Genomic DNA, 26,862 nt, shown 5'->3' on the forward strand with positions numbered 1-26,862 from the left:
ATGCGTTGGGAAAGAGTCTAATCGTCGGCGTTTCTCATTGCCATGTCATTAAGCTCCATATTTATTCTTATTTTGTGTCTCATAATGATTTACCCTGAAGCAGGCCATCAGCGCGGCTCGGAATATCGCCATAGCCCTCCCTGGAAACATCGAAAGAAAAATAAACCATGACGCAAACCATTGCCGATGTGCCGCCAGAAAATGCAAACGAACTCGGAAGAGACATCCTCGCCCTGCTGCACCAGAACGCCGACAAGGCGAGCTTTTCGGCTTTGCAGCAGCGGCTGGACGCATTGCCGCCAGACACGAAAAACAAACCGCTCCTGCTGCACAGCATGCAAATGGCAACGACCATTCAGGCCCGCTTCGAGCAATATCAGCAACGGGAGCGCGGACTCAACGCCGTAATCGAGACCGCACAGGATCTGACCGCCATTCGCGATCTCGATCATGTACTCCAGGCGATTGTTCACCGCGCACGCAAACTGATGGGGACTGATGTTGGCTATCTGTCGGTAATCGACCGGGAACAGGGCGACTTTTACGTGCGCGCAACCGACGGGGCATTTTCAGAAAAATTCAAACGGATACGCGTGGGCCGCGATATCGGCATTTGCGGCTATGTGGCGTTGAACAAGACACCTTACAGTTCCTCCGAATACCGGGCCGATCCCCGTTTTGCGCACACGCATCCGATTGATGCGGCCGTCACTGAAGAAGGCATCGTCTCCATTCTGGGCGTGCCGCTGCTGTCCGGTGCGGAAGTCATTGGCGTGCTGTTTGTCGGCGACCGTTATGCGCGCGCTTACGATGCCTGGGAAATGTCCATCCTCTCGACTCTGACCGCCCACGCCGCAGTCGCCATCGACAATGCGCGTCTGTTTCAGGAAACGCAGGTCGCACTGAAGCAGGTCAGCGACGCCAATGCGCTCCTCAAGAAGCAAACCGAGGGCACCTTGATCGCCGCCGAAGCGCATGAACAACTCACCTCGCTCGTGGCCAAGGGCGGTGGTCTGAAGGAGTTGTGCGAGATGGTGGCGAACATGCTCAACGGCGACGTCACCGTGATTGATGAAGGCGAGCAGACGCTGCATGTGGCGGGCAAAGGCCTGTTGACCGATAAGGGCGAAGCACATGCGGTCGGTTCGCCATCGCAGAAACTATTGCATGCGCACCAGGACAGTATTCATGCGGCCATGATGGAAAGCCGCATCATTGGCCGTTCGGTAGCGGCATTGACGACGCCTGAGGAGGTGTGTCGGGTCTCTGCCGTGGTCGGCAATCGCGGCTTGCTGGGCGGTTTGATTATCCGTACGCCGGTCGAACTCAATGAGGTGGAAGTGCGCATTCTGGAGCGCAGCTCGATGGTCACCGGTGTAGTGCTGCTATCGCAAGAACGTCAGGACGATGCGGCCCGGCAAGAAATTCCGGCGCTGTTCCGTGGTTTGCTCAGCCAGCCGCAAGCGAAACTTTCCCGACTGTTGGAGCAGGCCGCACGTCATGGACTGGATTTAACGCAGCCCTTTCATCTGGCTGTGGTGCAGATCAATGCAGAACGAAGCGCTTATTTACTGAGGAAATGGCAAAGTGCCGGCCCGATGCGGCATACCCTGTGCGATGCGATTGACGACACAATGGTATTCATTTCAAGTGTGGCGGTGCAAGAAGAGCTGCGTCAGTTTCTGTACCAGTTTTTTAGTCAGGAAATACGGCACCCTGTAACCGGCGTTCTCTCGCGGCAAGAAACGCAGCTTGCTGCACTGCCTGCAAGCTATCAGTCGATGTTGCGCTGTCTGTCCACTGCATCGGCGCTCGGGCGCAGCGGCGCGATTTTTCTGGAGCAGGAACTGTCGCTGTATGCAGTCCTGTTTGAAAAACGCGGTGAAGCCGATCTCGATGCCTTTTTATCGGCCATGCTCGGCAAGCTGTACCACGCCGATAAACAGCGTCGCACCGAACTTGCCCGCACGCTGCTTACTTATCTGGATAAAGGGCATAACGCCCGCGCCGCAGCCAGTGCCTTGGGAGTCCATATCAATACCTTTCGCCAGCGGCTGGAGGCGATCGATGCACTCATCGGCAACTGGAATGAGGCTGGTCGCGCATTGGAAATCCATGTCGCTTTGCGGCTATGGAAATTACGCGAAGATGAAAATGGGATCAATAGCGTGACCCACAGCGAAACCGGCAGCGAGAAGCCATGACGCCACACGAACATAGCGCAGCCCTCCTCCCTGCAAACGCTGCTCTACCATCGCTTATACTGAGCACATCCTCTTGCGATATGCATGTGCGCAACATCCTCTCTTCTGTCGGACCCATTCCCATGACGCCGCTTTCCTCTGTTTTTACCGACGCCTTGCCGCTCACGCCGGAAGCAGTCGCCGCAGAACAATCGATAGAAGAAGAACGCGCGCGCATTGCTCACGATCTGCACGATGATCTCGGCGGCGATTTCGTGTCCATCAAAATGGCGGTGGCGCAATTGCGCAAGGGCCTGGAGCAAGCAGGAACAGCCTCCGACATGCTGAACGAACGACTGGCGCAAATCGATACCCGGGTCGATGCGGCATTGGCCTCCATGCATCGTCTGATCGATGATTTGCGGCCGGCAATGCTGGATTTCGGCATTGTTGCCGCAATGGAATGGCACGCCTCTGAATTCACGCGTCAATGCGGACTGCCCTGCTCCTTCACCAGCGATATTTCAGGCACCGATTCAGAGGCCGACTCAGAGGCCGACTCAGATGCCGACTCAGATGCCGACTTAGAGGGCGACTCAGACGCCGGTTCAAACATCACCCTCGCGCCGCATCGCGCCATGAGTCTCTTTCGGATTTTCAGCGAAGCGCTGACCAATGCCGCCCGCCACGCCCATGCCAGCCAGGTCAAAGCACACCTGACTCTTGATGGGGCGCAATTGCAGCTCACGATTGAAGACGATGGCACCGGCATTTCGGCGCAGGCGCTGCAAAACCCGCAGTCACGCGGTTTGCGCGGCATGCGGCATCGTGTACTTACGCTTGGTGGCACATTGATGCAACAAGCGCCCACGACAGCGAGTGGAACCCGTCTGTGCGTAAGAATTCCACTCTTATGAGAGCCGAACGTACGAACAATGGGGCAAGTCGCGCTAAAATGAATTGCCAGCGATCATTGAAGCTCCTCTATCGCTATTCCAAGCCGGCGCGACACCTGCACTCATGACAAAAAAAAATATCGCCAGCATCAACATAATCATCGCCGACGACCATGGTGTCGTGCGCGAAGGTTTGCGACAAATCTGCTCGGACAATAAGGATCTGATACTGGTCGGGCAGGCTGACAACGGCCTCGATGCCATCAAACTATGCCGCACTGCAAAGGCCGATGTTCTGATACTCGACATCAGCCTGCCTGACCGCACCGGGATAGAAGTGCTCAAGCAGGTCAAAAAGGAATTCCCTGATTTGCCGGTGCTCATCCTGTCTATCCACAGGGAAGATCAATACGCCATTCGCTCACTCAAGGCTGGTGCAGCGGGATTTTTAAACAAACAGTCCGCGACGGAAGAGTTGGTAACGGCAGTGCGCCAGATTGCGGGCGGGCGCAAATACGTCAGTTCGTCACTGGCGCAGGAACTGGCCAACCAGATCGGGCAGGATCATGAGCAACCCGCGCACGAAATGCTATCGGATCGGGAATACCAGACGCTGATCATGATTGCCTCAGGCAAAACCGTCAGCGACATTGCCGCCGAGCTGGTGCTGTCCGTCAAGACCATCAGCATGTACCGCGCGCGTATTCTCTTGAAAATGAAACTGCGCCATAACGCGGAGTTAACGCATTACGCGATCAGCCACCAGTTGACCGAATGATCCCTAGCCCTTGAACATAGTCCTAGCCGTTATCATTAGTATCCAAAGCAGTTTCAGTTTCCCCACCTGAATCCTCATTATCAAAACACCGCCCGGTTGCTATGTCCAAATTGAAACATCAAAAAAACCCCGCCGATATCGCCCGTGAGGCTTTTCAGCAGCTTGCGGCGCGCCGTGTGGCCCCGACCCCGGATGCCTATCGGAATGTGTATGAAGAAATTGCCGGTGGCAAGGCCAACATCAGTGCCGAAACCGTTTTGGCCGGCTTCGCGACCACCTTGCTGCGCATGCCGGGAGAAGCAGGCCGACTAGGACAACGTCTGGCGCATTCGGCCGATGATAGTGATTTCGTTCTCTACAACACGCAACTCAGCGAATTCGTTAATCAATTCATGCAGCCGGGCAACATCAGCGCTTATGGCAACCTGGCACCCGATAACGAACCGCAATTTGCCAGCGACAATAAAAAAGAAGGCGTGATGCGCGACCTCTTGTCGCGGGTACTCAATTTCAATCTTGCCTCGCTGCTGCAAGATGCGCCTGAACTGGCGCTGGAATCGCGTGCTATCGGCGATCAGTTCAAGGAAGCCTTTTCCGAATCCGCCATGGACGAAGTGGCAACCCGGCTCAAGCGCCTGACTTTTCAAATTGAATTGAAGACCGGCGACATTGCGCAACAGCATGAATTGCTGATGCGTTTGTTTCGCTTGCTGCTGGAAAACATCCACGGTTTGCTGGATAAGGACTCGTGGCTGAGCGGCCAGATCACTGCCGTGCAAAATCTGATTTCAGGACCGATCAGCCAGGAGTCATTGGCAGAAGCGACCAAGACCCTCAAAGAAATTATCTACAAACAGGGCTTGCTCAAAGAGACGATCGAGGATGAAAAAATCACGGTCAAGAACCTGATGCTTACTTTCGTCGACCGCCTCAGCGGCATCGTCTCCAGCACCAGCAATTACCATGACACGATTACGGGCCTGTCCAAGAAGGTCTCGAAGGCCGGTAGCATAGGCGATCTCAATAGCGTACTCAATGACATCATGCTGGCCACCAAATCCGCTCAGGAAGATGCGAAGAAATCACGTGACGACATGATAGATGCGCGCCAGGAGGCACAAAAATCAGAAATCCGTATCCATGATCTGGAAGTCAAATTACAGCAAATGGGCAATCTGGTACGGGAAGATCCATTGACCGGCAGCCTGAACCGCCGTGGACTGGACGATAGTTTCGAACGTGAAATTGCCAACGCCGACCGGCGCAATACGCCTTTGTGCATTGCCCTGCTCGATCTGGACGATTTCAAGCGACTCAACGATACGCATGGTCACAATACCGGTGACGGCGTGTTGATTCACCTGGTACAGGTGGTTAAAGATACCTTGCGCAAACTGGATGTGGTCGCCCGTTTTGGCGGTGAGGAATTTCTGATTTTGCTACCGGAAACTACGCCGGCTGAGGCAATGATGACGGTGACCCGTGTGCAACGTGAATTGACGCGACGGATTTTCATGCACAACTATGAGCAGTTACTCATTACCTTCAGCGCCGGGGTTGCCTTGCGCAAACCGGGTGAACAGCAAATTGAGATGATCAAACGCGCCGATGATGCCTTGTACAAAGCAAAAAAAGCCGGCAAAAACCGGGTCGTCATGGCGGAATAAATCAGGGCCGCGTCTATTGTTTTGGCCGGGTGGCAGCAAGCTTCGATGCTGCTGGCGTTGATGTTGGCGATAACACTGGCGTGGGTGCTATCGGTGGCGTTGCCGAAGCATTGCCGGCCGTCATCTCCAGCACCTGCACAAAAATCTCATCCTGCTTGATCATGCCTAATTCATAACGGGCGCGCTCTTCAACCGCGTCTTTACCCCGTTGCAAATCTTCGACTTCAGTTTGCAGATTAGCATTGCGGGCTTTGAGTTCATCCCTTTTTTTGTGGGTCAGCTCGACTTGTCGGCCCATGTCCGCGACGTGCAGCCAGCCGCCTTTACCCAGCCACAGCGGGTATTGAATCAGCACCAGCAAGATCGACAGACAGAAAAAGATCACGCGCATCGCCGGAGATCCAAAAAAATGTCCGGCGAATAAGCCGGACGGGACGTTTATTTAAGATTATAAAAAGCAGAGCGGCCCGGGTAGCTGGCGATATCACCGAGGTCTTCTTCGATGCGCAGTAGCTGGTTGTACTTGGCCATGCGATCCGAACGCGACAGTGAACCGGTCTTGATCTGCAAGGCGTTGGTACCCACTGCGATATCGGCAATGGTCGAATCTTCGGTTTCACCGGAGCGATGTGAAATCACGGCGGTATACCCGGCACGCTTGGCCATTTCGATGGCGGCGAAAGTTTCGGTCAGAGTACCGATCTGGTTGATCTTGATCAGAATCGAATTGGCGATGCCCTTGTCGATTCCTTCGCGCAGAATCTTGGTGTTGGTGACGAACAGGTCGTCGCCGACCAGTTGCACTTTTTTTCCCAGCGCGTTGGTCAGAATAGCCCAGCCTTCCCAATCGTTTTCGGCCATGCCGTCTTCGATGGAAATGATAGGGTACTTGTCGCACCAGGTGGCTAGCATATTGGTGAAGTCGGTGGACGACAGCGACAGCCCTTCGCCTTGCAACTGATATTTGCCGTCTTTGTAGAACTCGCTGGCGGCGCAATCCAGACCCAGGGCGATCTGCGTGCCTGGCTCGTAACCGGCTTCTTCAATCGCTTGCAAAATCAGCTTGATCGCCGCTTCGTGATTTTCGACTGATGGCGCAAAACCGCCTTCGTCGCCGACAGCGGTGGGCAAACCTTTTTCATGCAGGATTTTCTTGAGCGTATGGAAAACTTCGGTGCCGTAGCGGATCGCTTCGCGGAAGCTGGGCGCGCCGACCGGAATGATCATGAATTCCTGGATGTCCAGGTTATTGTCGGCATGCATGCCACCGTTGATGATGTTCATCATCGGCACGGGCATTTGCATCGCGCCGCTACCACCGAAATAACGGTACAGCGGCAAACCGGCTTCTTCTGCCGCAGCCTTGGCAACGGCCATCGATACGGCCAGCATGGCGTTAGCGCCGAGACGGCCCTTGTTTTCAGTGCCGTCGAGGTCGATCAGCGTTCGATCCAGAAATGCTTGTTCATTGGCATCGAGGCCCATGATTGCTTCCGAAATTTCGGTGTTGATATGTTCGCAGGCTTTCAGGACACCTTTGCCGAAGAAACGGGTTTTGTCACCGTCGCGCAATTCAATCGCTTCGCGCGAACCGGTCGATGCGCCGGAGGGAACCGATGCGCGGCCCAGTACGCCGGATTCCAGCAACACATCACATTCGACAGTAGGATTGCCGCGCGAATCCATGATTTCACGGCCGATAATATCAACGATAGCACTCATGTACATCTCCCTATCCAGGCTAATTTGTTTATTGTGGTGTGGCTTATGGTGGTGTAGCTGTGCGGCCAGACATCGTCGTTGTTCGGATGCAGCGCATCGGGAACCTCAAACGGCGTCAAACCAAACGGTACAAAACTTGCGATCAGTTCGCTCAGGAAAAATCATTTTCCAGAAATTTGTGCTGCTTGACGACACGATCCAGTTCCAGCAAGGTGCGCAGCAATTCCTGCATGCGTGCCAGCGGTACGGCGTTAGGGCCGTCGGATTTTGCTTCTGCGGGATTCGGGTGTGTTTCCATGAAAATACCGGACACGCCCACGGCAATCGCGGCACGCGCCAGCACCGGAACGAACTGACGCTGACCGCCCGAAGTTGTACCCTGCCCGCCCGGCAACTGCACCGAATGCGTGGCGTCAAAGACGACCGGCGCACCGGTCTCGCGCATGATTTCCAGACTGCGCATGTCCGACACCAGATTGTTGTAACCGAAGGAAGTACCGCGTTCGCAGGTCATGAAATTATCTTCGGGCAAGCCCACTTCGCGTGCAGCGGCGCGGGCTTTGTCCATCACATTGATCATGTCGTGCGGGGCGAGGAACTGTCCCTTCTTGATATTGACCGGTTTGCCCGACTGCGCGCAGGCGCGGATGAAATCGGTCTGACGGCACAGGAAAGCCGGCGTCTGTAATACATCCACTACGGCAGAAACCGGTTTGATTTCATCGATTTCATGGATGTCGGTCAGCACCGGCACGTTCAGTTGCCGTTTAACTTCCGCCAAAATCTCGAGACCCTTGTCCATGCCCAGCCCGCGAAATGACGAACCGGAAGAACGATTGGCCTTGTCGAAGGAAGACTTATAGATGAAGGGAATGCCGAGTTCGGTCGTCATTTCCTTGAGCCAGCCGGCGGTATCGATGGCCATCTGGCGCGACTCGATCACGCAAGGTCCTGCAATCAGGAAAAAGGGATGTTCCAAGCCTACATCGAAGCCACATAGTTTCATGCTGTTCCTTCAGCGGTCTGCATTTGTTGATGATGCAGGGCGGCGGTAACAAACGAAATGAACAGCGGATGGCCGTCGCGCGGGGACGATTTGAATTCAGGGTGATACTGCACGCCCACATACCAGGGATGCGGATCGGCACCGGTGCGCGGCAATTCCATGATTTCGCACAGATTTTCGGTCGGCGTACGGGCAGAAACCACCAGCCCGGCTTCTTCGATACGAGGCAAATAGAAATTATTGGCTTCGAAACGGTGACGATGACGCTCGGTCACTTGTTCGCCATAAATTTCAAACGCCAGCGTGCCAGGAAGCACGCTACAAGTTTGCGCGCCCAGACGCATGGTGCCGCCCAGATCGGAATTGGCGTCACGTCGCTCGATCTTGCCGTCGTGATTTTGCCATTCGTCAATCAGCGCCACGACCGGTTGTTCGGTTTCCGCGTCAAACTCGGTTGAATTAGCCAGCGGCAAACCGGCCTTGTTACGGGCAAACTCCAGCAAAGCCACTTGCATACCGAGACAGATGCCAAGGTAAGGGATTTTATGTTCGCGGGCATAACGTGCTGCCGCAATTTTGCCTTCGACGCCGCGCTTGCCGAAACCGCCCGGCACGAGGATGGCGTCAAAGTCGGCAAGACCGTCGGTGCCGACCGATTCAATCACTTCAGAATCAAGATATTCAATATTGACGCGGCAACCAGTATGCATACCAGCGTGACGCAAGGCCTCGGTCAAAGATTTGTATGACTCGGTCAGGTCGACGTATTTGCCGACCATGCCGATAGTCACTTCATGCTTGGGATTTTCCAGCGCATAAATCATCTTGGTCCAGATGGCCAGATCGGCTGGTTGCGGATGCAGGTCGAGCTTCTCGCAAATGATCGCGTCCAGACCCTGATCGTGCAGCATTTGCGGGATTTTATAAATAGTGTCCGCATCCCATACCGAAATAACGGCGTCGGCATGAACGTTCGAGAACAGCGAAATCTTGGCGCGTTCATCGTCAGGAATCGGACGATCGGCGCGACACAGCAGCGCATCCGGCGAAATACCGATTTCACGCAGCTTTTGCACACTGTGTTGCGTCGGCTTGGTCTTGAGCTCACCGGCCGAAGCCAGATAAGGTACCAGCGTCAGATGCACGAAAGCGGCAGAATGGCGACCAGCGCGCAAAGCCAGCTGGCGCGCAGCTTCCAGGAACGGCAGCGATTCGATATCACCCACGGTACCGCCGATTTCCACCAGCGCAACGTCGTAACCTTCCGCGCCGCGATAGATGAAATCCTGGATTTCATTAGTAATGTGAGGAATCACCTGCACCGTCTTACCCAGATACTCACCGCGCCGCTCTTTGCGGATAACGGATTCATAAATCTGGCCGGTAGTGAAATTATTGACCTTCCGCATTCGAGCCGTGATGAAGCGCTCGTAATGCCCGAGATCGAGATCGGTTTCGGCTCCGTCATCCGTGACGAAAACTTCGCCATGCTGAAACGGACTCATCGTGCCGGGATCGACATTAATGTACGGATCGAGCTTGATGAGGGTGACTTTAAGACCGCGGGATTCGAGAATCGCGGCGAGAGAGGCGGCTGCGATCCCTTTACCAAGGGAAGACACAACGCCGCCGGTGACAAATACAAACTTGGTCATTGCGATGGGTGCTCAACAGCACGTGCGGGAAATTGAAATTATACCCCAAACCAGACGCATCTCGGGAGCAATTACATCAATTAACGGCAAGCATGGATTAACTGGCCGGCGCGCAAGACGCCGACCATATTGCCATGACTACTTGGCAGGAACCAATTGCGCGCGGATTTCACCACCTGGATTGGCGGCGCTATGCACGTTGATATACAGATTACCGGCCAGGTAGCTGGCATATTGCGCGTCGGTCAGCTTGGCGCCAGGAGCAACTGCCCAGCCGTCGGCGGCTGTTTTGACCAGCGGCACAATAACAGGACCATTTTTGCCCGCAGCTGCCTCATGGATATGCGCCATGGTGCCGTTCAGACCCACTGTTGTAATGGAGCCGCTCACGGATTTATCAGCAGCAACCGTAATATTGGAGGTACCGCTGGCCATCGTAGTTTTAGCCGGCACTTCCTGGCTGCCACTCAAACTGATACTAGCGGGCGCACTCATGCCCATCGATGTGCAACCGGCGATCATCAATGACGACGCCAAAATGCTGGTGAGAATTGCCGGACGTATGATTTTCTGCAAAATTTTCATGTCTTCCTCTCTGGTGGTGTAATTGACGGTATAGCGAAACATCTGATGCGGTATCGTGAGCAAGGCACACTCAAGACAAAAGAACTGCAGCATTCACGTAGTACTTACGCATTAATTCTACTTACGCATTACTTCCATTACTTTATTACTTCATTACGCAGCACATTAAAGTAATCAGATAATCCTAACCAACATGCAACAGTCTGAGTGTATACAGATTGTAGGCAGGCCGTGACGACCCCGGCAAAATCCGCATCCACCGAATTTCAGGAGGGCAACAATGCACCAATCATTGCCATCGTCGCCTGTGCCGCTTCGACCGGCGACTCCATCGGAAACAAATGACCACCCGGAATTTGCACAAAATGTTTTCCCGCCAGCCGACGGGTAGCGGCCAACCCCGCCAAGCGACACTCAACCGAATCAATCCCACCGACAAAACCCAGCGGCACCGGAAACGGTCGCCGCGCAATGCGTCCCAAATGATGCGGCACGGTTTGATAAATCTGCGTTTCGGTTTCACGGCGAAACCGCAGCTGCACCTCCCCTTGGGAAGGCCCCATCCCATGCTCAACGTAATCACGTAAAACTTGCTGCGGCCAGGAAGAGAACACCTTCTTACCAGCGTAATGCTGATAGGCCGCCTCGCGGTCGGGCCAACTGGTGCGCCGTCGCGCCGACACCCGGGACGGTGAAGAAGACCGTTCCATTTTCAGCAATTTCATCATCCGCAGCGCCGCCGCACGCCAACCGGCCACAACAGGAGAATCGAGCAGCACCACGCAGCGCACCAGATCGGGCCGGACATTGGCCGCCATCAGACTCAGCAAACCACCCATCGAATGCCCGACCAGAATCACCGGCACACCCCGATAGCTGGTCGTCAGCGTAGCAATCAATTCCCGCGTCAGCGCCCGCCAGCCATCATCGACCGGATAGCGCGGATCGTGCGCATGCATAGCCAGGCTGCGCACATCGTACTGCGTGCGCAGTTGCTCGAAAAACAAGCCATAAGTACCCGCCGGATAACTATTGGCATGGGAAAAATGCAGGATGGGCTTATTCATTGTGTCGGATTCAATCGGGAGAAATGCGGAACGTGGGCTAATGGCGCACCCTTGATGCATAGAAGTACCCGGATGATACGGCATCCCGGCAATTTTCGCCCTGCATGCGTAACATCCAGAAACCGAAGCCAGGCAATGCTATTCATTGAGCGAAGATGAACGACTACACGCAGTAAAAGGAAAAAGCCGAATACCAAAAGCGCGCGCCACCAGCGTGCATTGGACCGCTCAGCGCGGCATTTGCATCACGCGCTAATAAATCAGCCCATAAAAAAACGCCGGCAGCAAGTAATGCCACCGGCGTCAAATACTACGCAAGTTCAAAAGTCAGACGAAACTACATCAGGTATCACACACGCTACAGTTAAACCCCTTGCAATTGTGAAGCACACTGCTACGCGCCGAACCGGCATGTGCGCCCGGCCCACCAGCACCCATTCCTGCCAGTTGCTCCGCGCCATTACGAGGAGTCCAGCGCTGCGTCGATTTCAAGGCATGTCCCCCGGTCAACATCGGTTTTGCAGGTGTTGGCTGCTGGCAGTAAGTGCAGGCAATATCGCCGTCCAGAGCTTTAATCGACAGCAGCTTTTCAAAAATGCCATCGCAATGGCTGCATCGGATATCGTAAATCGGCATAGCGGCTCCTATCTGCCCCAATAAGACTTATCGTTCAACATGCCCTTGGGCGTGATGTCCTGATCGAAAATCGACGTCGGTATGGAAACCGTACACGCGCAGTTCGGAATATCCACAATCCCGCCGATACGCCCTTCTACCGGCGCAGCCGTCAGCAGCATGTAGGCCTGACTTCCCGTGTAACCGAAATGCGTCAGGTAATCGATCGCCTTCAAACAGGCCTGACGATAAGCCACGGTCGCATCCAGGTAATAGTTAACGCCGTTTTCAACGCTGATACCCTCAAAGGTCAGCCATTGCTCGTAATGCGGCTTGACGATACTCGGCATGAAAATCGGCGACGTAATATTGTATTTCGCCATGCCGCCCTTGATCAGATCGAAACCGACATGGCTGACGCCATCCATTTCAATCGCGCCACAGAAGCCAATTTCACCGTCACCCTGCGAGAAATGCAAATCGCCCATCGAGAAACCGGCGCCCTTCACATACACCGGGAAGAAAATACGAGTACCGGCCGACAAATCCTTGATATCCGTATTGCCGCCATGCTCACGCGGCGGCACAGTGCGCGCCGCTTCTTTCGCCATCGCATCGAATTTAGGGCCGGACAAACCACGCAACACCGCCGTCAGCGGATCGGGCGGCTGCGCTAAACCTTTGGCAGCCAGCGGCGCTTCGCGACGATTCCATTCCGCCAGCAAATCGTGTGAAGGCAAACAACCCATCAGTCCCGGATGCGTCAGACCGGCAATACGCACGCCCGGAATATGGCGCGAAGTCGCATACAAACCCTTCAGGTCCCAGATGGCCTTATCCGCTTTGGGGAACATGTCGGCCAGAAAACCACCGCCGTTTTCCTTGGCGAACACACCAGAAAAACCCACCGGCGTAATCGGTTTAATGTCGAGCAAATCGATCACCAGCAAATCGCCCGGCTCCGCACCCTCCACATAGAAAGGCCCGGTAAGCGGATGCGCGCGGGTCAGATCCACATTCTGCACATCGGACACATCATCCGTATCCTTGATCTGCGCATCGAGAAAATCCAGCGATTCGATCAGGATGGACTCACCCGGTTTAACCGAGGACAAAAAAGGAATATCAGGATGCCAGCGATTGTGTCCCAGCTCAGCTTGCTGTGCCAACGGTACGCCCGGTTTGATTTTGAAATGTTGCATTCGTAACTCCTGGTCGGTGTCGAAAAAGTGAAACGGAAAAGTGCAGAGAAAAAAACAATGCGCAGCAGAGATCCCCTTCATCAGCGCAAGTGATCGGCTAAAGTCATGGACTCAAATCATTAGATCAAGTCATACACTCAAGCCATCGCATCAGGTCGCCGGCCCATGAGGAATACCGGGAATAGGGCACTCCGCCGTACCGGCCGTCGTCCGCGTCAGTGCTTCCACCTGACGTCGCGCCGCCTGTGGATCGTTGACCCAGGTTTTATAAAAATCGAAAGGACAATCGGCCACACCTTCGGGCGCTTCGCCGGAATTGATTTTTCCGGTGTAACCGCGATGCAGCAGCTTGTATAAATGGTTTTGCGATTGCCAGTTGCGGCGCGCATCCCGGATCGCAGTGACCGACAGCTCCGCATACTGAATGCCCATTTCTTCGGTACCGCATTCGCCCAGCGTACGACCATCGAAACCGACAATCGCCGAATGGCCGAAATAGGAATACACGCCATCGAAACCGGCGGCATTGGCCACCGCGACATAAATATTGTTCATCCAGGCCATGGCCTTGGACACCATCACCTGCTGCTCCTTGGCCGGATACATATAACCCTGACAGCGCACCACCAACTCCGCGCCCTTCATGGCGCAATCGCGCCAGATTTCAGGATAATTGCCGTCGTCACAAATGATGAGGCTGATCATCAAGCCCTTCGGTCCCTCGGACACATAGGTCTGCTCGCCCGGATACCAGCCTTCAATCGGCGTCCACGGCATGATCTTGCGGTACTTCTGCACGATCTCGCCCAGATTGTTCATCAGAATCAGCGTGTTGTAGGGCACCTTGGCCGGATGCTCTTCGTGCCGCTCGCCGGTCAATGAAAAAACGCCCCACACATTCGCCTTGCGGCAAGCCTCGGCGAAAATCGCCGTTTCCTCGCCGGGAATCGTGGCGGCGGTCGCCATCATTTCATCATGGTCGTACATGATTCCCTGGCTCGAATACTCAGGAAAAATCACCAGATCCATACCCGGCAAACCCTGCTTCATCCCCACCACCATCGCCGCAATATTGCGGACGTTGTCCAGCACCTGTTCGCGAGTATGCAAACGCGGCATCTTGTAATTGACGACGGCCACACCGACCGCATCTTTGCTGCTGGAAATATCACCATGTCTCATGTAGTGCTCCCTGTGATTGCACCGGTCTGGTCGTCGATAAGCAACAAAAAAACCAAACCGAAAAACTCAGCTGAAACCTCAACTGGAAATTAAGCAGATAAATTAAACAGACAGATACTTGCTGATCGTTGCAGCATCGACCTGATCCCGGGTGTTTTCATAAACGAAGCGTCCCTTGTCGATGACCAGAAAGCGGTCGGCAATTTCCATCGTAAAACTCAGCACCTGCTCGGAAACTATGATGGTCAGCTCGCGGATCTTGCGAATCTCCTTGAGGCTGCGGGCGATATCTTTAATGATGGATGGCTGGATGCCCTCAGTCGGCTCGTCCAGAAGAAGCACTTTGGGATTGGTCGCCAAAGCGCGGGCAATCGCCAGTTGTTGTTGCTGTCCGCCGGAAAGATTGCCACCCTTGCGCGTGCGCATGTCGTAAAGCACAGGAAAAAGCAGATAAAGTTCTTCCGGCACTTTGCCCATCGCGGACGCCGGCAAACCGGTTTGAATATTTTCCAGCACCGTCATCCCAGGAAAAATCATCCGACCCTGCGGCACATAGGCCACGCCGCTGGCAACACGCTGATGACTTTCCATTTTGGTCAGCTCGACACCATCGATCTGGATGCTGCCATCACGCGACGGCAAAATCCCCATCAGGGTTTTGAACAAGGTGGTTTTCCCCATGCCATTGCGTCCCATGACGGCGACGATTTCCTGTTTGCCGGCATTGAGGTTGATATCGTGAATGACCTGGCTCTGGCCGTAACCTGAAGCAAGATGCGCAACCTTGAACATGAGAACTCCCAAAAAAATATAAAGATCGGATAACGTCTGACTGCATCTCTGACTGAATCTCCGACTCAATCTCTGACTGCGTTTTTCAGTCTTAATGACCGAGATAAACCTCAATCACCTTCGGATCGGACTGCACCGCTTCCATGCTGCCGGCGGCCAGAATTTTCCCTTGATGCAGCACCGTTACCTTGTGCGCAATGCTCTTGACGAAATCCATGTCGTGTTCAATCACCAGCACCGAACGGCCCTGACTGATCCGTCCCAACAACTCCGCCGTTTTTTCACGCTCCGACACACTCATGCCGGCGACTGGCTCATCGAGCATCAGCAGCTCAGGCTCCTGCATCAGCAACATGCCGATTTCCAGCCACTGCTTCTGCCCATGCGACAACAGATCGGCCTGCATATGAAGATGCTCTTGAAGAAAAATATCCGCCGCCACCGCCTCCACCCGCGCCACCACATCAGCGCTGCGCTTGAAAACCAATGCGCCGAATACTTTGCGACCGCGTGGAAAAGATAACTCCAGGTTTTCGAATACGCTCAGATTTTCGTAAATCGAAGGCGTCTGAAATTTACGACCGACACCGGCTTGCACAATTTCATGCTCACGCATTTTGGTCAGTTCCAGGTTCTTGAACTGGATGCTGCCTGAGGTCGCCGCCGTCTTGCCGCAGATCAAATCCAGCACCGTGGTTTTACCCGCACCGTTAGGGCCAATCACCACATGCACTTCATTGCGCTGTACATACAGGTTGAGTTGATCGACTGCCTTGAAACCATCGAAAGAAACGGTCAGGCCTTCAATTGCCAGCACCGGATGATCGGTGGATTCGAATCCGATAGGCTTGCTCATTTCGTCACCTCCAGGCTGACACCATCAAGGGGAATACCGGATGCCGCTTTTTCTTCCGTCTCTTGCACTGCCTTGCGCGATTTACCCAGTGGCAGAAACGCCAGCCACTTCTTGCCATAACTGTCATACAAACCCGCCAGACCGTTAGGGAAATACATCACTACGACGATGAACAAACCACCCATCAGGAACAGCCACAGTTCAGGGAAAGTTTCAGAGAAAAAGGTCTTGCCAAAGTTGACCAGCAAAGTGCCGTACACCGCACCCAGCAGCGACATGCGACCACCAACAGCGGCGTAAATCACCATTTCGATGGAAGGCACGATCCCCACAAAAGAAGGCGACATGAAACCGACCTGCAAAGTGAACATCGCCCCGCCGATGGCAGAGAACAGTGCCGCCACGCAATAGACGAAAATCTTGAAACTGGCCACGTCATAACCAGAAAAACGCACCCGTTCTTCCTTGTCGCGCATCGCCATCAGCAAACGTCCCAGCTTGGAAGTGAGGATGTAACGACCGAACAGAATGCAGACCAGCAGCAATCCGGCATTGATGAAATAAAGAATCAGCTTGGCGTTATCGGTACGGATGTCCCAACCCAACATGGTCTTGAGATCGGTAATGCCATTGATGCCGCCGGTGAGACCTTGCTGGCCAACAATCAGAATCGACAAGATGGCCGCAATTGCCTGCGTCACGATGGAAAAATACACATCGCCGACACGTCGCTTGAACATGGCGATACCGATAATCAAAGCCAGCAACACCGGCACTGCTATCAACGCCAGAATGGTGAAGCCGAGGCTATGGAAGGGCTGCCAGAGCAGCGGCAATTCGGTGATCTGATTCCAGTCCATGAAATCAGGAATACCCGGCGTCGATTGAATTTTGGTACTGATAGGATCGGACGCTTCCAGCTTGAGGAACATGGCCATGCAATAGCCGCCCAGTCCAAAAAACACGCCCTGTCCAAGACTGAGAATGCCGCCGTAACCCCAGCACAGCACCAGTCCGACTGCCACGAAGGCATACGTCAGATACTTGCCCACCAGATTCAGGCGAAAGCTATCGAATAGCAGCGGAAACACCACCAGCAGCAGCACCGCGAGGATCAGCGTGCCGATGGCACCGGACCGCCCGCCCAGCAATTTTTGATAGAGAGAATTCATGTTGAGCCTTTGTGCCTTGGTGCAAATAGAGAGGGGCTGGTCGTTGTGCGGAAGAAGGCAGTGAGCTTACTTACGCAAACGTGCTGAAAACAAACCTTGCGGGCGCAGCATCAGAATCAAAATCACCGCCGACAACGTCAGCACTTTCGCCATGGAACCGGTCAGGAAAAACTCGGCGGTCGATTGCGTCTGTGCAATGGCAAAGGCCGAAGTTATCGTGCCGATCAGACTTTGCGCACCGCCGAATACCACCACCAGGAAGGTATCCACGATGTACAGCGAACCGCTGGTAGGGCCGGTCGAACCGATAGTGGTGAAGGCCGCACCGGCGATGCCGGCCACGCCACAGCCCAGCGCAAACGTGCTGCGATCGACCTTGCGGGTATTGATGCCGACTGCGCCGCTCATGATGCGGTTCTGCACCGTGGCACGCACCTGCAAGCCATAACGCGAACGGAACAGCAGCAGAAAAATACCGCCGGTCAGCAAGATCGTCAGACCCATGATGAACACGCCATTGATAGGGATGTCGATATTTTCAGTTGGCTTGAAGGAGCCCATCAACCATTCCGGCAAGGTGGCGCTGACTTCTTTCGCACCAAACACCGAACGGAAGGTTTGCTGCATGATCAGGCTCAGGCCCCAGGTTGCCAGTAGCGTATCGAGTGGGCGTTTGTAGAGACGGCTGATCATCAGCCATTCCGTCAGATAACCGACGCCATACGCCGCCAGGAAAGACAGCACGATGGCGGCGAAAAAATAATAGGGTTGCAGCGAGGGAGCGTAATGCGTAGTGAGTTGCGACAAAAAATACGTGATGTAAGCGCCGATAGTGAGGAACTCACCATGCGCCATATTGATGACACCCATCTGGCCGAAGATAATCGCCAGACCCAGCGCCATCAGTAACAACACGCAAAAAACGGAAAGTCCGTTAAAACCCTGCATGGCAAAAATAGCGCCGAATTCGGATAGCGAGACCATGAAGACTCCTGACGGAACAAACGGTACACATGAATATCCGGGCGGCGACTGCACCGCCCGGAACGAGGATTGCAAAGTGGATTTACCCTTCAATCACCTGACGGCGATTTATTGGTAGCCCTTAGGGAAAGGATTCGGCTCAATCAGCTCCGACTCATAGACCACCTTGAACTGACCATCTTTTTGCGCCTGACCAATCCGTGTTTTGCTCCACAGATGATGATTGGCATGGACTTTGACGTAGCCTTCAGGCGCATTCTTCAACTCAATGCCTGGCGAAGCCGCCACCACTTTATCGACATCGAAGCTACCCGCTTTTTCGACTGCCGCTTTCCACAACCACGGTCCCAGATAAGCGGCTTGAGTCACATCGCCGATCACTGAACTAGGGCCAAATTTAGCCTTGAATTCCGCCACAAATTTCTTGTTGTTGGCATTATCCAGACTTTGGAAATACTTCATCGACGAATAGAAACCTTCGACGTTTTCACCGCCGATGCCCAGCATTTCATCTTCTGTTACCGAAATGCTCAACAGGTTCTGGGTCTTGGCGGTAACGCCAGCGGCCTTCAACTGCTTGAAAAACGCCACGGTGCTGCCACCGACCACATCGACAAAAATCACATCTGGTTTTTTCAGCTTGATCTTGTTGATCAACGAACCGAACTGCGTATTACCCAATGGGTAATATTCTTCGCCGACCACGGAACCCTTGATCACGTTTTCAATATGCTTGCGTGCGATTTTGTTGGAAGTGCGTGGCCAGATGTAATCCGAACCCACCAGGAAATAAGTCTTGGCTTTCTTTTCCTTGGCAATCCAGTTCAGACCTGCCAACACCTGTTGTGTGGCTTCCTGACCGGTATAAAAGACGTTCTTCGATTGCTCCAGACCTTCATAGAAAGTCGGGTAGTAGAGCAAACCATTTTCTTTTTCAAACACCGGCAACACGGCTTTGCGCGAAGCCGAAGTCCAGCAACCGAAGACTGCCGCAGCGTGATCGTTTTGCAGCAACTTCTTGGCTTTTTCAGCGAAGGTCGGCCAGTCGCTGGCACCATCTTCCTGGATGATTTTGATCTTGCGGCCGAGAATCCCGCCGGAAGCGTTGATCTGGTCGATGGCCATCCGCTCCGCCTGAATCGAACCGGTTTCGCTAATCGCCATCGTGCCGGTCGCCGAATGCAACTGCCCGACCATGACTTCCGTATCGGTCACGGCTAACTTGGTGGTGTTGACCTTGGAGGTCGGAAACTGTTGTGCGAAAACGGACATTGGCAATGCAATGGCCGCACTGGCGGCGAGACACATCAGAACCTTGCGGCGGTGAAGTGACGCGATATTCGAAATTGAACGTTGCGACATGCAGTGCTCCTTCAGGATGGTGGTGAAACAAATGTTGACGCCATCGGGACGACTCAAAACCGACGTCCGACTACCGTGTTTTCAGAGGGGGTTCAGTACGGGATGAAGAGTAGATTTTTGACTGCTGTGCGGCAATACGTTGTTTAACGTAGCGCTTGGGACATATTTGGGTCGTGCCGGGGTCGTATTTGCGTCGTGCATGCGTTCTCGTGCGTAGTACTTGCAAACGGCACATTTCGGGAAGGACGCTGAAAATGCACCAGAACGGGAAACCAGGCAGGACTTGCCCCTTGGAAATGCGCACCAAAAAAGAGCGCCCACTCAATTGACAAGAGAAGTTTCTGTCATGCACCAACAAAAGACAGGGATTGCTCGAAAGAAACGTGAAGAAACTTGAACGACACCCTGAAGCAGACTGGTAGTCCGTTTTGGCATACGTCATTTGACGTATGCCAGGACTTTTATAGTTGGCACAATTAAGCCAACCCGCCCCGCTTGCAATTGAACCAACGGAGTTTCATGTCATCGTAATGACGGGAAACATCAATCCCTTTTTCATTACCGATTAACTTTACTTCAGGGAAGTGTTTCGTCTATGGCAAAAGTAAAAAAGATACCGTATTACCAAATGGGGGCGTCAGGTATTCCTTTCACAAGTCCGAAGTGGAAATGTCACATGGGCTCAGAAGGATGCGTCCCCATCAACACCCTTCAAACAGTCTCGTATGACCGGCTTGCTCCGGGTGAAAAACCACCACCGCAGCCTAACCCCCCCAAACTCACTCCGGAACGACTCAAAACACAGCAAGCAGAAGAAGCAAACCAGAGAGCCCTTGCTGCCCAAGCAAAGAAGAAGCCACGCAAGGAGTCCATAAAGACACCGCCACAACCACAGCCCAAAGAACTTGATGCGGAAGACCATGCAAAAATTCCGGCATTTGATCTTCAGGACATTCCAGCCGCGATGGAGGCAATGGGATGGCCTGTTTCTGCCAAGCTCGCCAGAAAATGGTTCGCTGGCTCAAAAAACATCTGGGATGATGATTTGAACTCTGTTCAGCCGATAGATGATTCAACTATCACCTTGGATTGGGCATTGAATTTTGGCTGCGTGAAAGATAAATATAAGGAATTATTTTCAACATCTATTTACAATGATAAATCTATTAGTATTTTAAAAAATAAACTCAAACCAATATTTAATAAAAATTTTAATAATTCCATCGATTTAAATTTTAGCACAACAGCCTACGTAAATAATTTAAGAGAATTCCATCGTGATTGGCATTTTCAATATTCCGCCATATCAGACTCAGATACAACGAATGGAATAATGACTTTTACTGACTTAACAGGATCTTTGGCGAATTTCAATATTTATATTGCTATTGGCCGCGTTGAAGTTAATGGCGACAAATATTATATATACGACAATTCAAAAAATACAAAGTCGTATTGTCGTGATGTAAAAGTTAAAATCACCCACGTTTATGTTTATATAAAAGATAACTATTCATTTAATGATAATGACCCTAAAAAAAGTCAATATCTTGGACATTGGAACAAGAAGGGAATTATTGTCACTAAGGGTGGAATAATAAGCCAGCTTATTGATGGCAAGGGAATGGGTAAATTAAAAATTTATTCCAACATGGGCGATTCTAATTTTATAGAAACAGATTTTAATCCAAATTACCTTATGGATAATCCCCTTGACAAACCTGTGGACAAGAGAACAGGCATGATCAGAAAGCTGATTAAAAAGGATGTTTATTTCCCTGTATTTAATAAAAACTACAACGATTGGAGGATCAAACATAACAAAGGAATGGATTTCATGGTGTACTCAATTCCTAAATATATGAAATTGAAAAAACCAATTGAATTCAATATGGAGACTTTATGCAAGCCAGCAGGAACCATGTAAGTACTACAAAGAAAATATTTTATTTTTTTACAGTAATTTTTTTAATTTTAATATTGCTCATCATCATTCCCAATGAAATTAGCGTTTATTTAATTATTTTTGCATTGAAATTTAATTTTGAAATATTTTATATATCCATGACATTTATAATTTTTTATATTGCCTATTGGATATACAAATCAAAAAATATAAAAATAATATGGCATAAATTGCGAATTATTTTTTTGATTCCATTGATAGGATACTCATTCATATTTATTTTTTCTTACTTAATCCCAACGGATTATGAAAAATGTGATGAGTTCACGTATAAATTAAACGGGGGAATCCATCAGTTCAATGGTAAAAAATACAATATCAAGCTCTGTGGAACACCTACCTTCAACAGCTCAAATGAAATCAGGATGCAAATTCTGGATGAGAAAGCGAAGGTTCTGGCCCAGCGCTACTTCATACTCCGTTTTAATGATGCAAGCCCACGAGAACTTATATACACGGATGAAGGGATTCTTTACCACGACCACGTCAGCGATGAGCCCTTAAGCATGGTCTCAATGCCACCCACGCCTTGGGACTGGATAAAAGCAAAACTCCCGCTTTTCAATTAATCCCCCGCAAGAAACAATCTTAAGAAAGCCCCAAGGGAGTTCAGGCTTGATCTGCACACAAAACCTAACACTCTCTATGGGGAGCCCATCTCACCGGCACGTATATTGCTTAATAGCATATGCAAATAAAGCAAATACCGTCACGCCCCGTAAAAAACTAAGCGCATGACAATCGCCACACTCATCCAGAGAGACGCCCCCGACCGTGACAGCCCCCGCTCCGCAACGCATCATCAAGATCCGGCGCGATTACAACACCTGGGTCGCTAACGAAACGCTGGAAGACTACGCCTTGCGTTTCACGCCGCGTTCTTTCCGCAAGTGGTCGGAATTTCGTTTGGCCAACACGGCATTGGGCGCCGTGTCCTTTCTGGCGCTGGAAGCCATCAGCAGCAGCATCACCGTCAACTATGGTTTTACCAATGCGTTCTGGGCCATCCTCTGCGTGACCATGCTGTTTTTCCTGACTGGCCTGCCGATCAGCTATTACGCCGCCAAATACGGCGTCGACATGGACCTCCTCACACGCGGCGCAGGCTTTGGCTACATTGGCTCGACCATTACCTCGATGATCTATGCCTCGTTCACCTTCATCTTTTTTGCGATCGAAGCGTCGATCATGGCGCAGGCGCTGGAAATGTATTTCGGCATGCCGCTGGCTTGGGGTTACGTGGTTTGCTCACTCGTCATCATCCCGCTGGTGACGTACGGCATCACGCTGATCAACCGTCTGCAAATGTGGACGCAACCCTTGTGGCTCGTCCTGCTTGTGCTGCCCTTTATTGCGGTACTCCACAAGGAACCGCACATTCTGGAGCGCCTGACGGCCTTCGCCGGCAGTAGCAATAATGGAGGAAAATTCGATCTGATCCTGTTCGGATCGGCTGCTTCGGTGGCGTTTTCGCTGATCGCGCAAATTGGCGAGCAAGTCGATTTTCTGCGCTTCCTTCCAGAAAAAACGAAAACCAATCGTCTGCGCTGGTGGAGCGCCCTGCTGCTGGCCGGACCCGGCTGGTCGCTGATCGGTGCGGCGAAAATGCTGGGCGGCGCTCTGCTGGCAGTGCTTGCCATCGAACATTTTGTCCCTATGGATAAGGCGATCGAGCCGACGCAAATGTATCTGATCGGTTATGGCTACGTCTTTGCCAATCCAGCATGGGCGCTGGCAGCGGTGGCGGCGTTTGTGGTCATTTCGCAAATCAAAATCAATGTCACGAACGCCTATGCCGGCTCGCTGGCATGGTCGAATTTTTTTGCGCGACTCACCCACAGCCATCCCGGCCGGGTCGTATGGCTGGTGTTCAATGTGGTGATCGCCATATTGCTCATGGAATTGGGCGTGTTCAAGGCACTGGAGCATGTGCTGGCTCTTTATTCACTGGTGGCGATTTCATGGATAGGCGCGGTCGTGGCCGATCTGGTGATCAACAAGCCGCTGGGATTGAGCCCGCCGCATATCGAATTCAAACGTGCGCATCTGTACGATATCAATCCGGTCGGGGTCGGTGCCATGCTGCTGGCGTCGGTGCTGTCGGCCATCGCCATGACGGGCATCGCCGGCCCGTTGGCGAAAGCCATGTCGCCTTTCATCGCACTCGGCAGCGCCATGCTAACCGCACCGGCAATTGCCTGGTTTACCCAAGGCCGGTATTACATTGCGCGACATGACACGCTGGCTGCGCAAGAACAAACGCTGGTGGAATGCGTCATTTGCGAAAAACAATTCGAAACGCCCGACATGGCGCATTGCCCCGCCTATCAGGGGGCGATCTGCTCGCTGTGCTGTTCGCTCGACGCCCGCTGCAACGACCGCTGCAAGACCGATTCACGCATGTCAGACCAGATTTCCCATGCCGTCAGCGCCATCCTTCCACCGCGGTTTAGCGGCATGTTCAATACCCGTGTCGGGCATTATCTGGTGGTGTTTAGCCTGCTATCCGCCAGCCTCGCGCTGATTTTGTGGATGCTGTATTTTCAGCAAATCGATGCACTGGGTGCCGGCACGCCGGGTTCGCTTTCGACAATATTCATTAAATTGTTTTCCGTATTGATGGTGCTGGCGGGTGTTGGCGCATGGTGGCTGATTCTGACCAAGGAAAGCCGCAAGGTGGCACTGGAAGAGTCCGAGCGGCAAACCAATCTGCTGTTGCAGGAAATCGAAGCGCACAAACAAACCGATGCCGAACTGCAACACGCCAAGGAAGCGGCCGAAGCCGCCAATCTGGCCAAGAGCCGCTTCGTCACTGGCATGAGTCACGAACTGCGCACGCCACTCAACAGCATCCTCGGTTATGCGCAAATCCTGCAACTCGATCCCACCATCCCCGCCGGACGACGCGACGCGGTCGGCATCATCCGCAGCAGCGGCGAACACTTGCTCAGTCTGATCGACGGCCTGCTCGACATTGCCCGTATTGAAGCCGGAAAAATGCGGCTGGCCCGCGATGAAATTCCGCTCCATGAATTTCTCGATCAGATCGTGGACATGATTGCGCCGCAGGCGGAGAAAAAAGGCCTGCGCTTTGTCTTTGAGAAAACCGACAACCTGGCTGAGGTTGTGCATGGCGATCAAAAACGCTTGCGCCAGATTCTCATCAACCTGCTGGGCAATGCCGTCAAATTTACCGATCAGGGCAGCATCATTCTCCGCGTGCATCATGCGCGTGAAATGGCTTATTTCGACATCGTCGACACCGGCATAGGCATCGCAGAAGAAGACATGAGCCGCATCTTTCTGCCGTTCGAACGCAGCAATGCCGCTAATTTACGGGAAGAGATCGGTACCGGGCTAGGGCTGGCCATCACCAGCATGCTCACGCATATCATGGGAGGGGAAATGACGGTCAACAGCGTCCTTGGCGCGGGCAGCACCTTTCATCTGAAAATGTATTTGCCGCAGGTGCATGCGCCGCGCACACGCGTGAAGCTGGAAGACCAGATGTCCGGCTATCTCGGACGTCGTCGTCGCGTATTAATTATTGACGATCAGGCTTCGCAGCGTGCGGTGTTGAGCGCCATCCTGTCGCCGCTCGGTTTTCTCATTGCGCAGGCCGACAGCGGTGCCGCTGGACTTGCCGCTATTTTCGTTGAGCCGCCCGATCTGGTATTGCTCGACATCTCCATGCCGGGCATGGATGGCTGGGCGGTTTGCCACGCCATTCGCGCTGGCGGCCACACAACGCTGCCCGTCATCATGGTTTCGGCCAGCTCTGCCGACCAACCGACGGAATATTCGGAAGCCATGCTGCATACCGATTTCGTCGTCAAACCGGTATCGTTCAATGAATTGCTGTACAAAATCCGTTTGCACCTGAATCTCGATTGGGTCGCCGGTGCGCCCCCTGTTGATCCGGCGACGTATGTAGCGAAGCTGCTGCCGCCCACCATGTTACTGGTGCCGTCCAGCAGCACGATGCGCGATCTGCTGGAGCTAGGTGAGATCGGCTACATCAAAGGGATTCTGCAAAAGCTGGACGATATCGAACAAGAAAATCCGGCACACCTGCCTTTTACCGGAGAACTGCGCCGTCTGGTCAAGCGCTTCCGGCTCAACGATTACAGTCAACGTATCAAGGAGATGATGCACCATGATGCCGACCAGATTTGACCGCCATGTGATACTGATCGTCGACGACATGCCGGATAATCTGGCGCTGTTGTCCGACGCCCTCGACGAAAGCGGACACATTGTCCTCGTCGCTACCGACGGCATGCAGGCCATGGAGCGTTTGCAACGCATCACGCCTGACCTGATCCTGCTCGACGCCATCATGCCGGGCATGGATGGTTTTGAAACCTGCCGCCGCATCAAACTGCTCAAGCATCTGGATCACGTACCGGTGGTGTTCATGACCGGACTGACCGAAACCGAACATGTGGTTAAAGGTTTTCAGGTGGGCGGCATCGACTATGTGACCAAGCCTATTCGTCCGCAAGAAATCGTGGCCCGCATCGGCGCGCATATCCGCACTGCGCGCATGATGTCGCAAGCGCGTGGCGTGATCGACGCAGCGGCCAACGCCGTGATTGTGCTCAATGCCAATGGCATGCCCTTGTGGCAATCCGCCAAGGCCGCGCATTGGCTGGAAAAATATTTCCAGGTCAGCAGCGATCAGGCTTGCATCACCAAATTGCCGCCACGGATGCAGGCATGGGTCAATGAAAGTCTCGCTACCGCGCATCCCGGCGAACATGCGCCTGCGCCGCTGATTGTCGTCATGGAAGACAGCGAGCTCAGTATTCGCCTGGAAAAAAATGCGCGCACCGCCGAGCTGACCTTGCTGCTGGATGAAAAGCCCCACGCACAAAGCGACCATAGCGCCCATAGCGCCCATAGCGCCGCGAAAAAAATCACCGGAACGGATGCCGATCCACTTCGGCAATATGAACTGACGCCGCGCGAAAACGACGTCATGATCTGGCTGGCGAAAGGAAAAACCAATCGCGATATCGCCGACATCCTGGGCATGAGCCCGCGCACAGTTAACAAGCATTTGGAACATATCTTCATCAAGCTGGGCGTGGAGACCCGTTCGGCGGCGGTCGGCATGGCGATCCATCAGGTGCCACTCCCCTCCTGAAATACGGCAGTGAGCAAGCACTT

Annotated in this window: 22 protein-coding genes; 8 read left to right on the forward strand and 14 right to left on the reverse strand. The window is 53.1% G+C overall.

Annotated elements, in window-relative coordinates:
- The first annotated feature begins 167 nt into the window (after positions 1-167).
- From RGU70_RS12685 to RGU70_RS12700, 4 genes are all read left to right on the forward strand, one after another.
- Positions 168-2,204, forward strand: coding sequence for a GAF domain-containing protein (locus RGU70_RS12685; RefSeq protein ID WP_322209758.1), 2,037 nt, complete (start codon positions 168-170; stop codon positions 2,202-2,204).
- A 122-nt stretch (positions 2,205-2,326) separates the two neighbouring features.
- Positions 2,327-3,100, forward strand: a complete 774-nt coding sequence (locus RGU70_RS12690) for a sensor histidine kinase (RefSeq protein ID WP_322209759.1) — start codon at positions 2,327-2,329, stop codon at positions 3,098-3,100.
- A 103-nt stretch (positions 3,101-3,203) separates the two neighbouring features.
- Positions 3,204-3,857 (forward strand): response regulator transcription factor, encoded by a 654-nt coding sequence (locus RGU70_RS12695; RefSeq protein WP_322209760.1) that lies wholly within the window; start codon positions 3,204-3,206, stop codon positions 3,855-3,857.
- 101 nt (positions 3,858-3,958) lie between these two features.
- Entirely contained in the window at positions 3,959-5,524 is a 1,566-nt protein-coding gene (locus tag RGU70_RS12700; RefSeq protein ID WP_322209761.1) for a GGDEF domain-containing protein, read from the forward strand.
- Positions 5,525-5,537: 13 nt separating this feature from the next.
- Here RGU70_RS12700 and ftsB read toward each other — a convergent pair whose 3' ends face one another.
- The 14 genes from ftsB to urtA all read right to left on the reverse strand — a co-directional run bounded on the left by ftsB (position 5,538) and on the right by urtA (position 19,724).
- Complete coding sequence (gene ftsB / locus RGU70_RS12705) at positions 5,538-5,915, reverse strand: cell division protein FtsB (protein ID WP_322209762.1); 378 nt, start codon at positions 5,913-5,915, stop codon at positions 5,538-5,540.
- 47 nt (positions 5,916-5,962) lie between these two features.
- On the reverse strand, positions 5,963-7,246 hold the full coding sequence (eno, locus tag RGU70_RS12710) for a phosphopyruvate hydratase (RefSeq protein ID WP_322209763.1): 1,284 nt from the start codon (positions 7,244-7,246) through the stop codon (positions 5,963-5,965).
- Positions 7,247-7,397: 151 nt separating this feature from the next.
- Positions 7,398-8,252: a 3-deoxy-8-phosphooctulonate synthase gene (gene kdsA / locus RGU70_RS12715; RefSeq protein ID WP_322209764.1), complete on the reverse strand. Its 855-nt coding sequence runs from the start codon at positions 8,250-8,252 to the stop codon at positions 7,398-7,400.
- Positions 8,249-9,907 (reverse strand): CTP synthase, encoded by a 1,659-nt coding sequence (locus tag RGU70_RS12720; RefSeq protein WP_322209765.1) that lies wholly within the window; start codon positions 9,905-9,907, stop codon positions 8,249-8,251. The genes kdsA and RGU70_RS12720 overlap by 4 nt, the downstream gene beginning before the upstream one ends.
- 138 nt (positions 9,908-10,045) lie before the next feature.
- On the reverse strand, positions 10,046-10,585 hold the full coding sequence (locus RGU70_RS12725; RefSeq protein WP_322209766.1) for a CHRD domain-containing protein: 540 nt from the start codon (positions 10,583-10,585) through the stop codon (positions 10,046-10,048).
- A 173-nt stretch (positions 10,586-10,758) separates the two neighbouring features.
- Complete coding sequence (locus RGU70_RS12730) at positions 10,759-11,559, reverse strand: alpha/beta hydrolase (protein WP_322209767.1); 801 nt, start codon at positions 11,557-11,559, stop codon at positions 10,759-10,761.
- A gap of 342 nt (positions 11,560-11,901) precedes the next feature.
- Positions 11,902-12,195: an FmdB family zinc ribbon protein gene (locus tag RGU70_RS12735; RefSeq protein ID WP_322209768.1), complete on the reverse strand. Its 294-nt coding sequence runs from the start codon at positions 12,193-12,195 to the stop codon at positions 11,902-11,904.
- Positions 12,196-12,203: 8 nt separating this feature from the next.
- Positions 12,204-13,376 carry a formamidase gene (gene fmdA, locus RGU70_RS12740; RefSeq protein ID WP_322209769.1) on the reverse strand — a complete coding sequence of 391 codons (1,173 nt, stop codon included), beginning with the start codon at positions 13,374-13,376 and terminating at the stop codon, positions 12,204-12,206.
- Positions 13,377-13,526: 150 nt separating this feature from the next.
- Entirely contained in the window at positions 13,527-14,558 is a 1,032-nt protein-coding gene (locus RGU70_RS12745) for an aliphatic amidase (RefSeq protein WP_322209770.1), read from the reverse strand.
- A gap of 102 nt (positions 14,559-14,660) precedes the next feature.
- Positions 14,661-15,350, reverse strand: a complete 690-nt coding sequence (urtE, locus tag RGU70_RS12750) for an urea ABC transporter ATP-binding subunit UrtE (RefSeq protein WP_322209771.1) — start codon at positions 15,348-15,350, stop codon at positions 14,661-14,663.
- Between the two features lie 91 nt (positions 15,351-15,441).
- Positions 15,442-16,206, reverse strand: coding sequence for an urea ABC transporter ATP-binding protein UrtD (urtD, locus tag RGU70_RS12755; protein WP_322209773.1), 765 nt, complete (start codon positions 16,204-16,206; stop codon positions 15,442-15,444).
- Positions 16,203-17,378 (reverse strand): urea ABC transporter permease subunit UrtC, encoded by a 1,176-nt coding sequence (gene urtC / locus RGU70_RS12760; protein ID WP_322209774.1) that lies wholly within the window; start codon positions 17,376-17,378, stop codon positions 16,203-16,205. Before urtC ends, urtD begins: the two co-directional genes overlap by 4 nt.
- Before the next feature lie 66 nt (positions 17,379-17,444).
- Positions 17,445-18,362 (reverse strand): urea ABC transporter permease subunit UrtB, encoded by a 918-nt coding sequence (gene urtB / locus RGU70_RS12765; RefSeq protein ID WP_322209775.1) that lies wholly within the window; start codon positions 18,360-18,362, stop codon positions 17,445-17,447.
- Between the two features lie 108 nt (positions 18,363-18,470).
- A complete protein-coding gene (urtA, locus tag RGU70_RS12770) occupies positions 18,471-19,724 on the reverse strand; it encodes an urea ABC transporter substrate-binding protein (RefSeq protein WP_322209776.1) in 1,254 nt (417 codons plus the stop codon).
- A 595-nt stretch (positions 19,725-20,319) separates the two neighbouring features.
- Between urtA and RGU70_RS12775 the strand changes: the two genes are divergently transcribed.
- The 4 genes from RGU70_RS12775 to RGU70_RS12790 all read left to right on the forward strand — a co-directional run bounded on the left by RGU70_RS12775 (position 20,320) and on the right by RGU70_RS12790 (position 26,839).
- The gene (locus tag RGU70_RS12775) at positions 20,320-21,651 is read left to right on the forward strand and encodes a DUF6402 family protein (RefSeq protein WP_322209777.1); all 1,332 of its coding nucleotides are present in this window, start codon (positions 20,320-20,322) and stop codon (positions 21,649-21,651) included.
- A gap of 224 nt (positions 21,652-21,875) precedes the next feature.
- Positions 21,876-22,259: a hypothetical protein gene (locus tag RGU70_RS12780; protein ID WP_322209778.1), complete on the forward strand. Its 384-nt coding sequence runs from the start codon at positions 21,876-21,878 to the stop codon at positions 22,257-22,259.
- Between the two features lie 205 nt (positions 22,260-22,464).
- Positions 22,465-25,866 (forward strand): ATP-binding protein, encoded by a 3,402-nt coding sequence (locus RGU70_RS12785; protein WP_322209779.1) that lies wholly within the window; start codon positions 22,465-22,467, stop codon positions 25,864-25,866.
- Positions 25,847-26,839: a response regulator transcription factor gene (locus tag RGU70_RS12790; RefSeq protein ID WP_322209780.1), complete on the forward strand. Its 993-nt coding sequence runs from the start codon at positions 25,847-25,849 to the stop codon at positions 26,837-26,839. Before RGU70_RS12785 ends, RGU70_RS12790 begins: the two co-directional genes overlap by 20 nt.
- Positions 26,840-26,862 lie beyond the last annotated feature (23 nt).

The sequence above is a fragment of the Herbaspirillum sp. RTI4 genome (assembly GCF_034313965.1).
Taxonomy (GTDB): domain Bacteria; phylum Pseudomonadota; class Gammaproteobacteria; order Burkholderiales; family Burkholderiaceae_D; genus Herbaspirillum.

Coding starts and splice junctions, on each gene's coding strand:
- RGU70_RS12685 (WP_322209758.1), top strand. CDS start 168: ATGACGCAAACCATTGCCGATGTGCCGCCAGAAAATGCAAACGAACTC.
- RGU70_RS12690 (WP_322209759.1), top strand. CDS start 2,327: ATGACGCCGCTTTCCTCTGTTTTTACCGACGCCTTGCCGCTCACGCCG.
- RGU70_RS12695 (WP_322209760.1), top strand. CDS start 3,204: ATGACAAAAAAAAATATCGCCAGCATCAACATAATCATCGCCGACGAC.
- RGU70_RS12700 (WP_322209761.1), top strand. CDS start 3,959: ATGTCCAAATTGAAACATCAAAAAAACCCCGCCGATATCGCCCGTGAG.
- ftsB (WP_322209762.1), bottom strand. CDS start 5,915: ATGCGCGTGATCTTTTTCTGTCTGTCGATCTTGCTGGTGCTGATTCAA.
- eno (WP_322209763.1), bottom strand. CDS start 7,246: ATGAGTGCTATCGTTGATATTATCGGCCGTGAAATCATGGATTCGCGC.
- kdsA (WP_322209764.1), bottom strand. CDS start 8,252: ATGAAACTATGTGGCTTCGATGTAGGCTTGGAACATCCCTTTTTCCTG.
- RGU70_RS12720 (WP_322209765.1), bottom strand. CDS start 9,907: ATGACCAAGTTTGTATTTGTCACCGGCGGCGTTGTGTCTTCCCTTGGT.
- RGU70_RS12725 (WP_322209766.1), bottom strand. CDS start 10,585: ATGCTGCAGTTCTTTTGTCTTGAGTGTGCCTTGCTCACGATACCGCAT.
- RGU70_RS12730 (WP_322209767.1), bottom strand. CDS start 11,559: ATGAATAAGCCCATCCTGCATTTTTCCCATGCCAATAGTTATCCGGCG.
- RGU70_RS12735 (WP_322209768.1), bottom strand. CDS start 12,195: ATGCCGATTTACGATATCCGATGCAGCCATTGCGATGGCATTTTTGAA.
- fmdA (WP_322209769.1), bottom strand. CDS start 13,376: ATGCAACATTTCAAAATCAAACCGGGCGTACCGTTGGCACAGCAAGCT.
- RGU70_RS12745 (WP_322209770.1), bottom strand. CDS start 14,558: ATGAGACATGGTGATATTTCCAGCAGCAAAGATGCGGTCGGTGTGGCC.
- urtE (WP_322209771.1), bottom strand. CDS start 15,350: ATGTTCAAGGTTGCGCATCTTGCTTCAGGTTACGGCCAGAGCCAGGTC.
- urtD (WP_322209773.1), bottom strand. CDS start 16,206: ATGAGCAAGCCTATCGGATTCGAATCCACCGATCATCCGGTGCTGGCA.
- urtC (WP_322209774.1), bottom strand. CDS start 17,378: ATGAATTCTCTCTATCAAAAATTGCTGGGCGGGCGGTCCGGTGCCATC.
- urtB (WP_322209775.1), bottom strand. CDS start 18,362: ATGGTCTCGCTATCCGAATTCGGCGCTATTTTTGCCATGCAGGGTTTT.
- urtA (WP_322209776.1), bottom strand. CDS start 19,724: ATGTCGCAACGTTCAATTTCGAATATCGCGTCACTTCACCGCCGCAAG.
- RGU70_RS12775 (WP_322209777.1), top strand. CDS start 20,320: ATGGCAAAAGTAAAAAAGATACCGTATTACCAAATGGGGGCGTCAGGT.
- RGU70_RS12790 (WP_322209780.1), top strand. CDS start 25,847: ATGATGCCGACCAGATTTGACCGCCATGTGATACTGATCGTCGACGAC.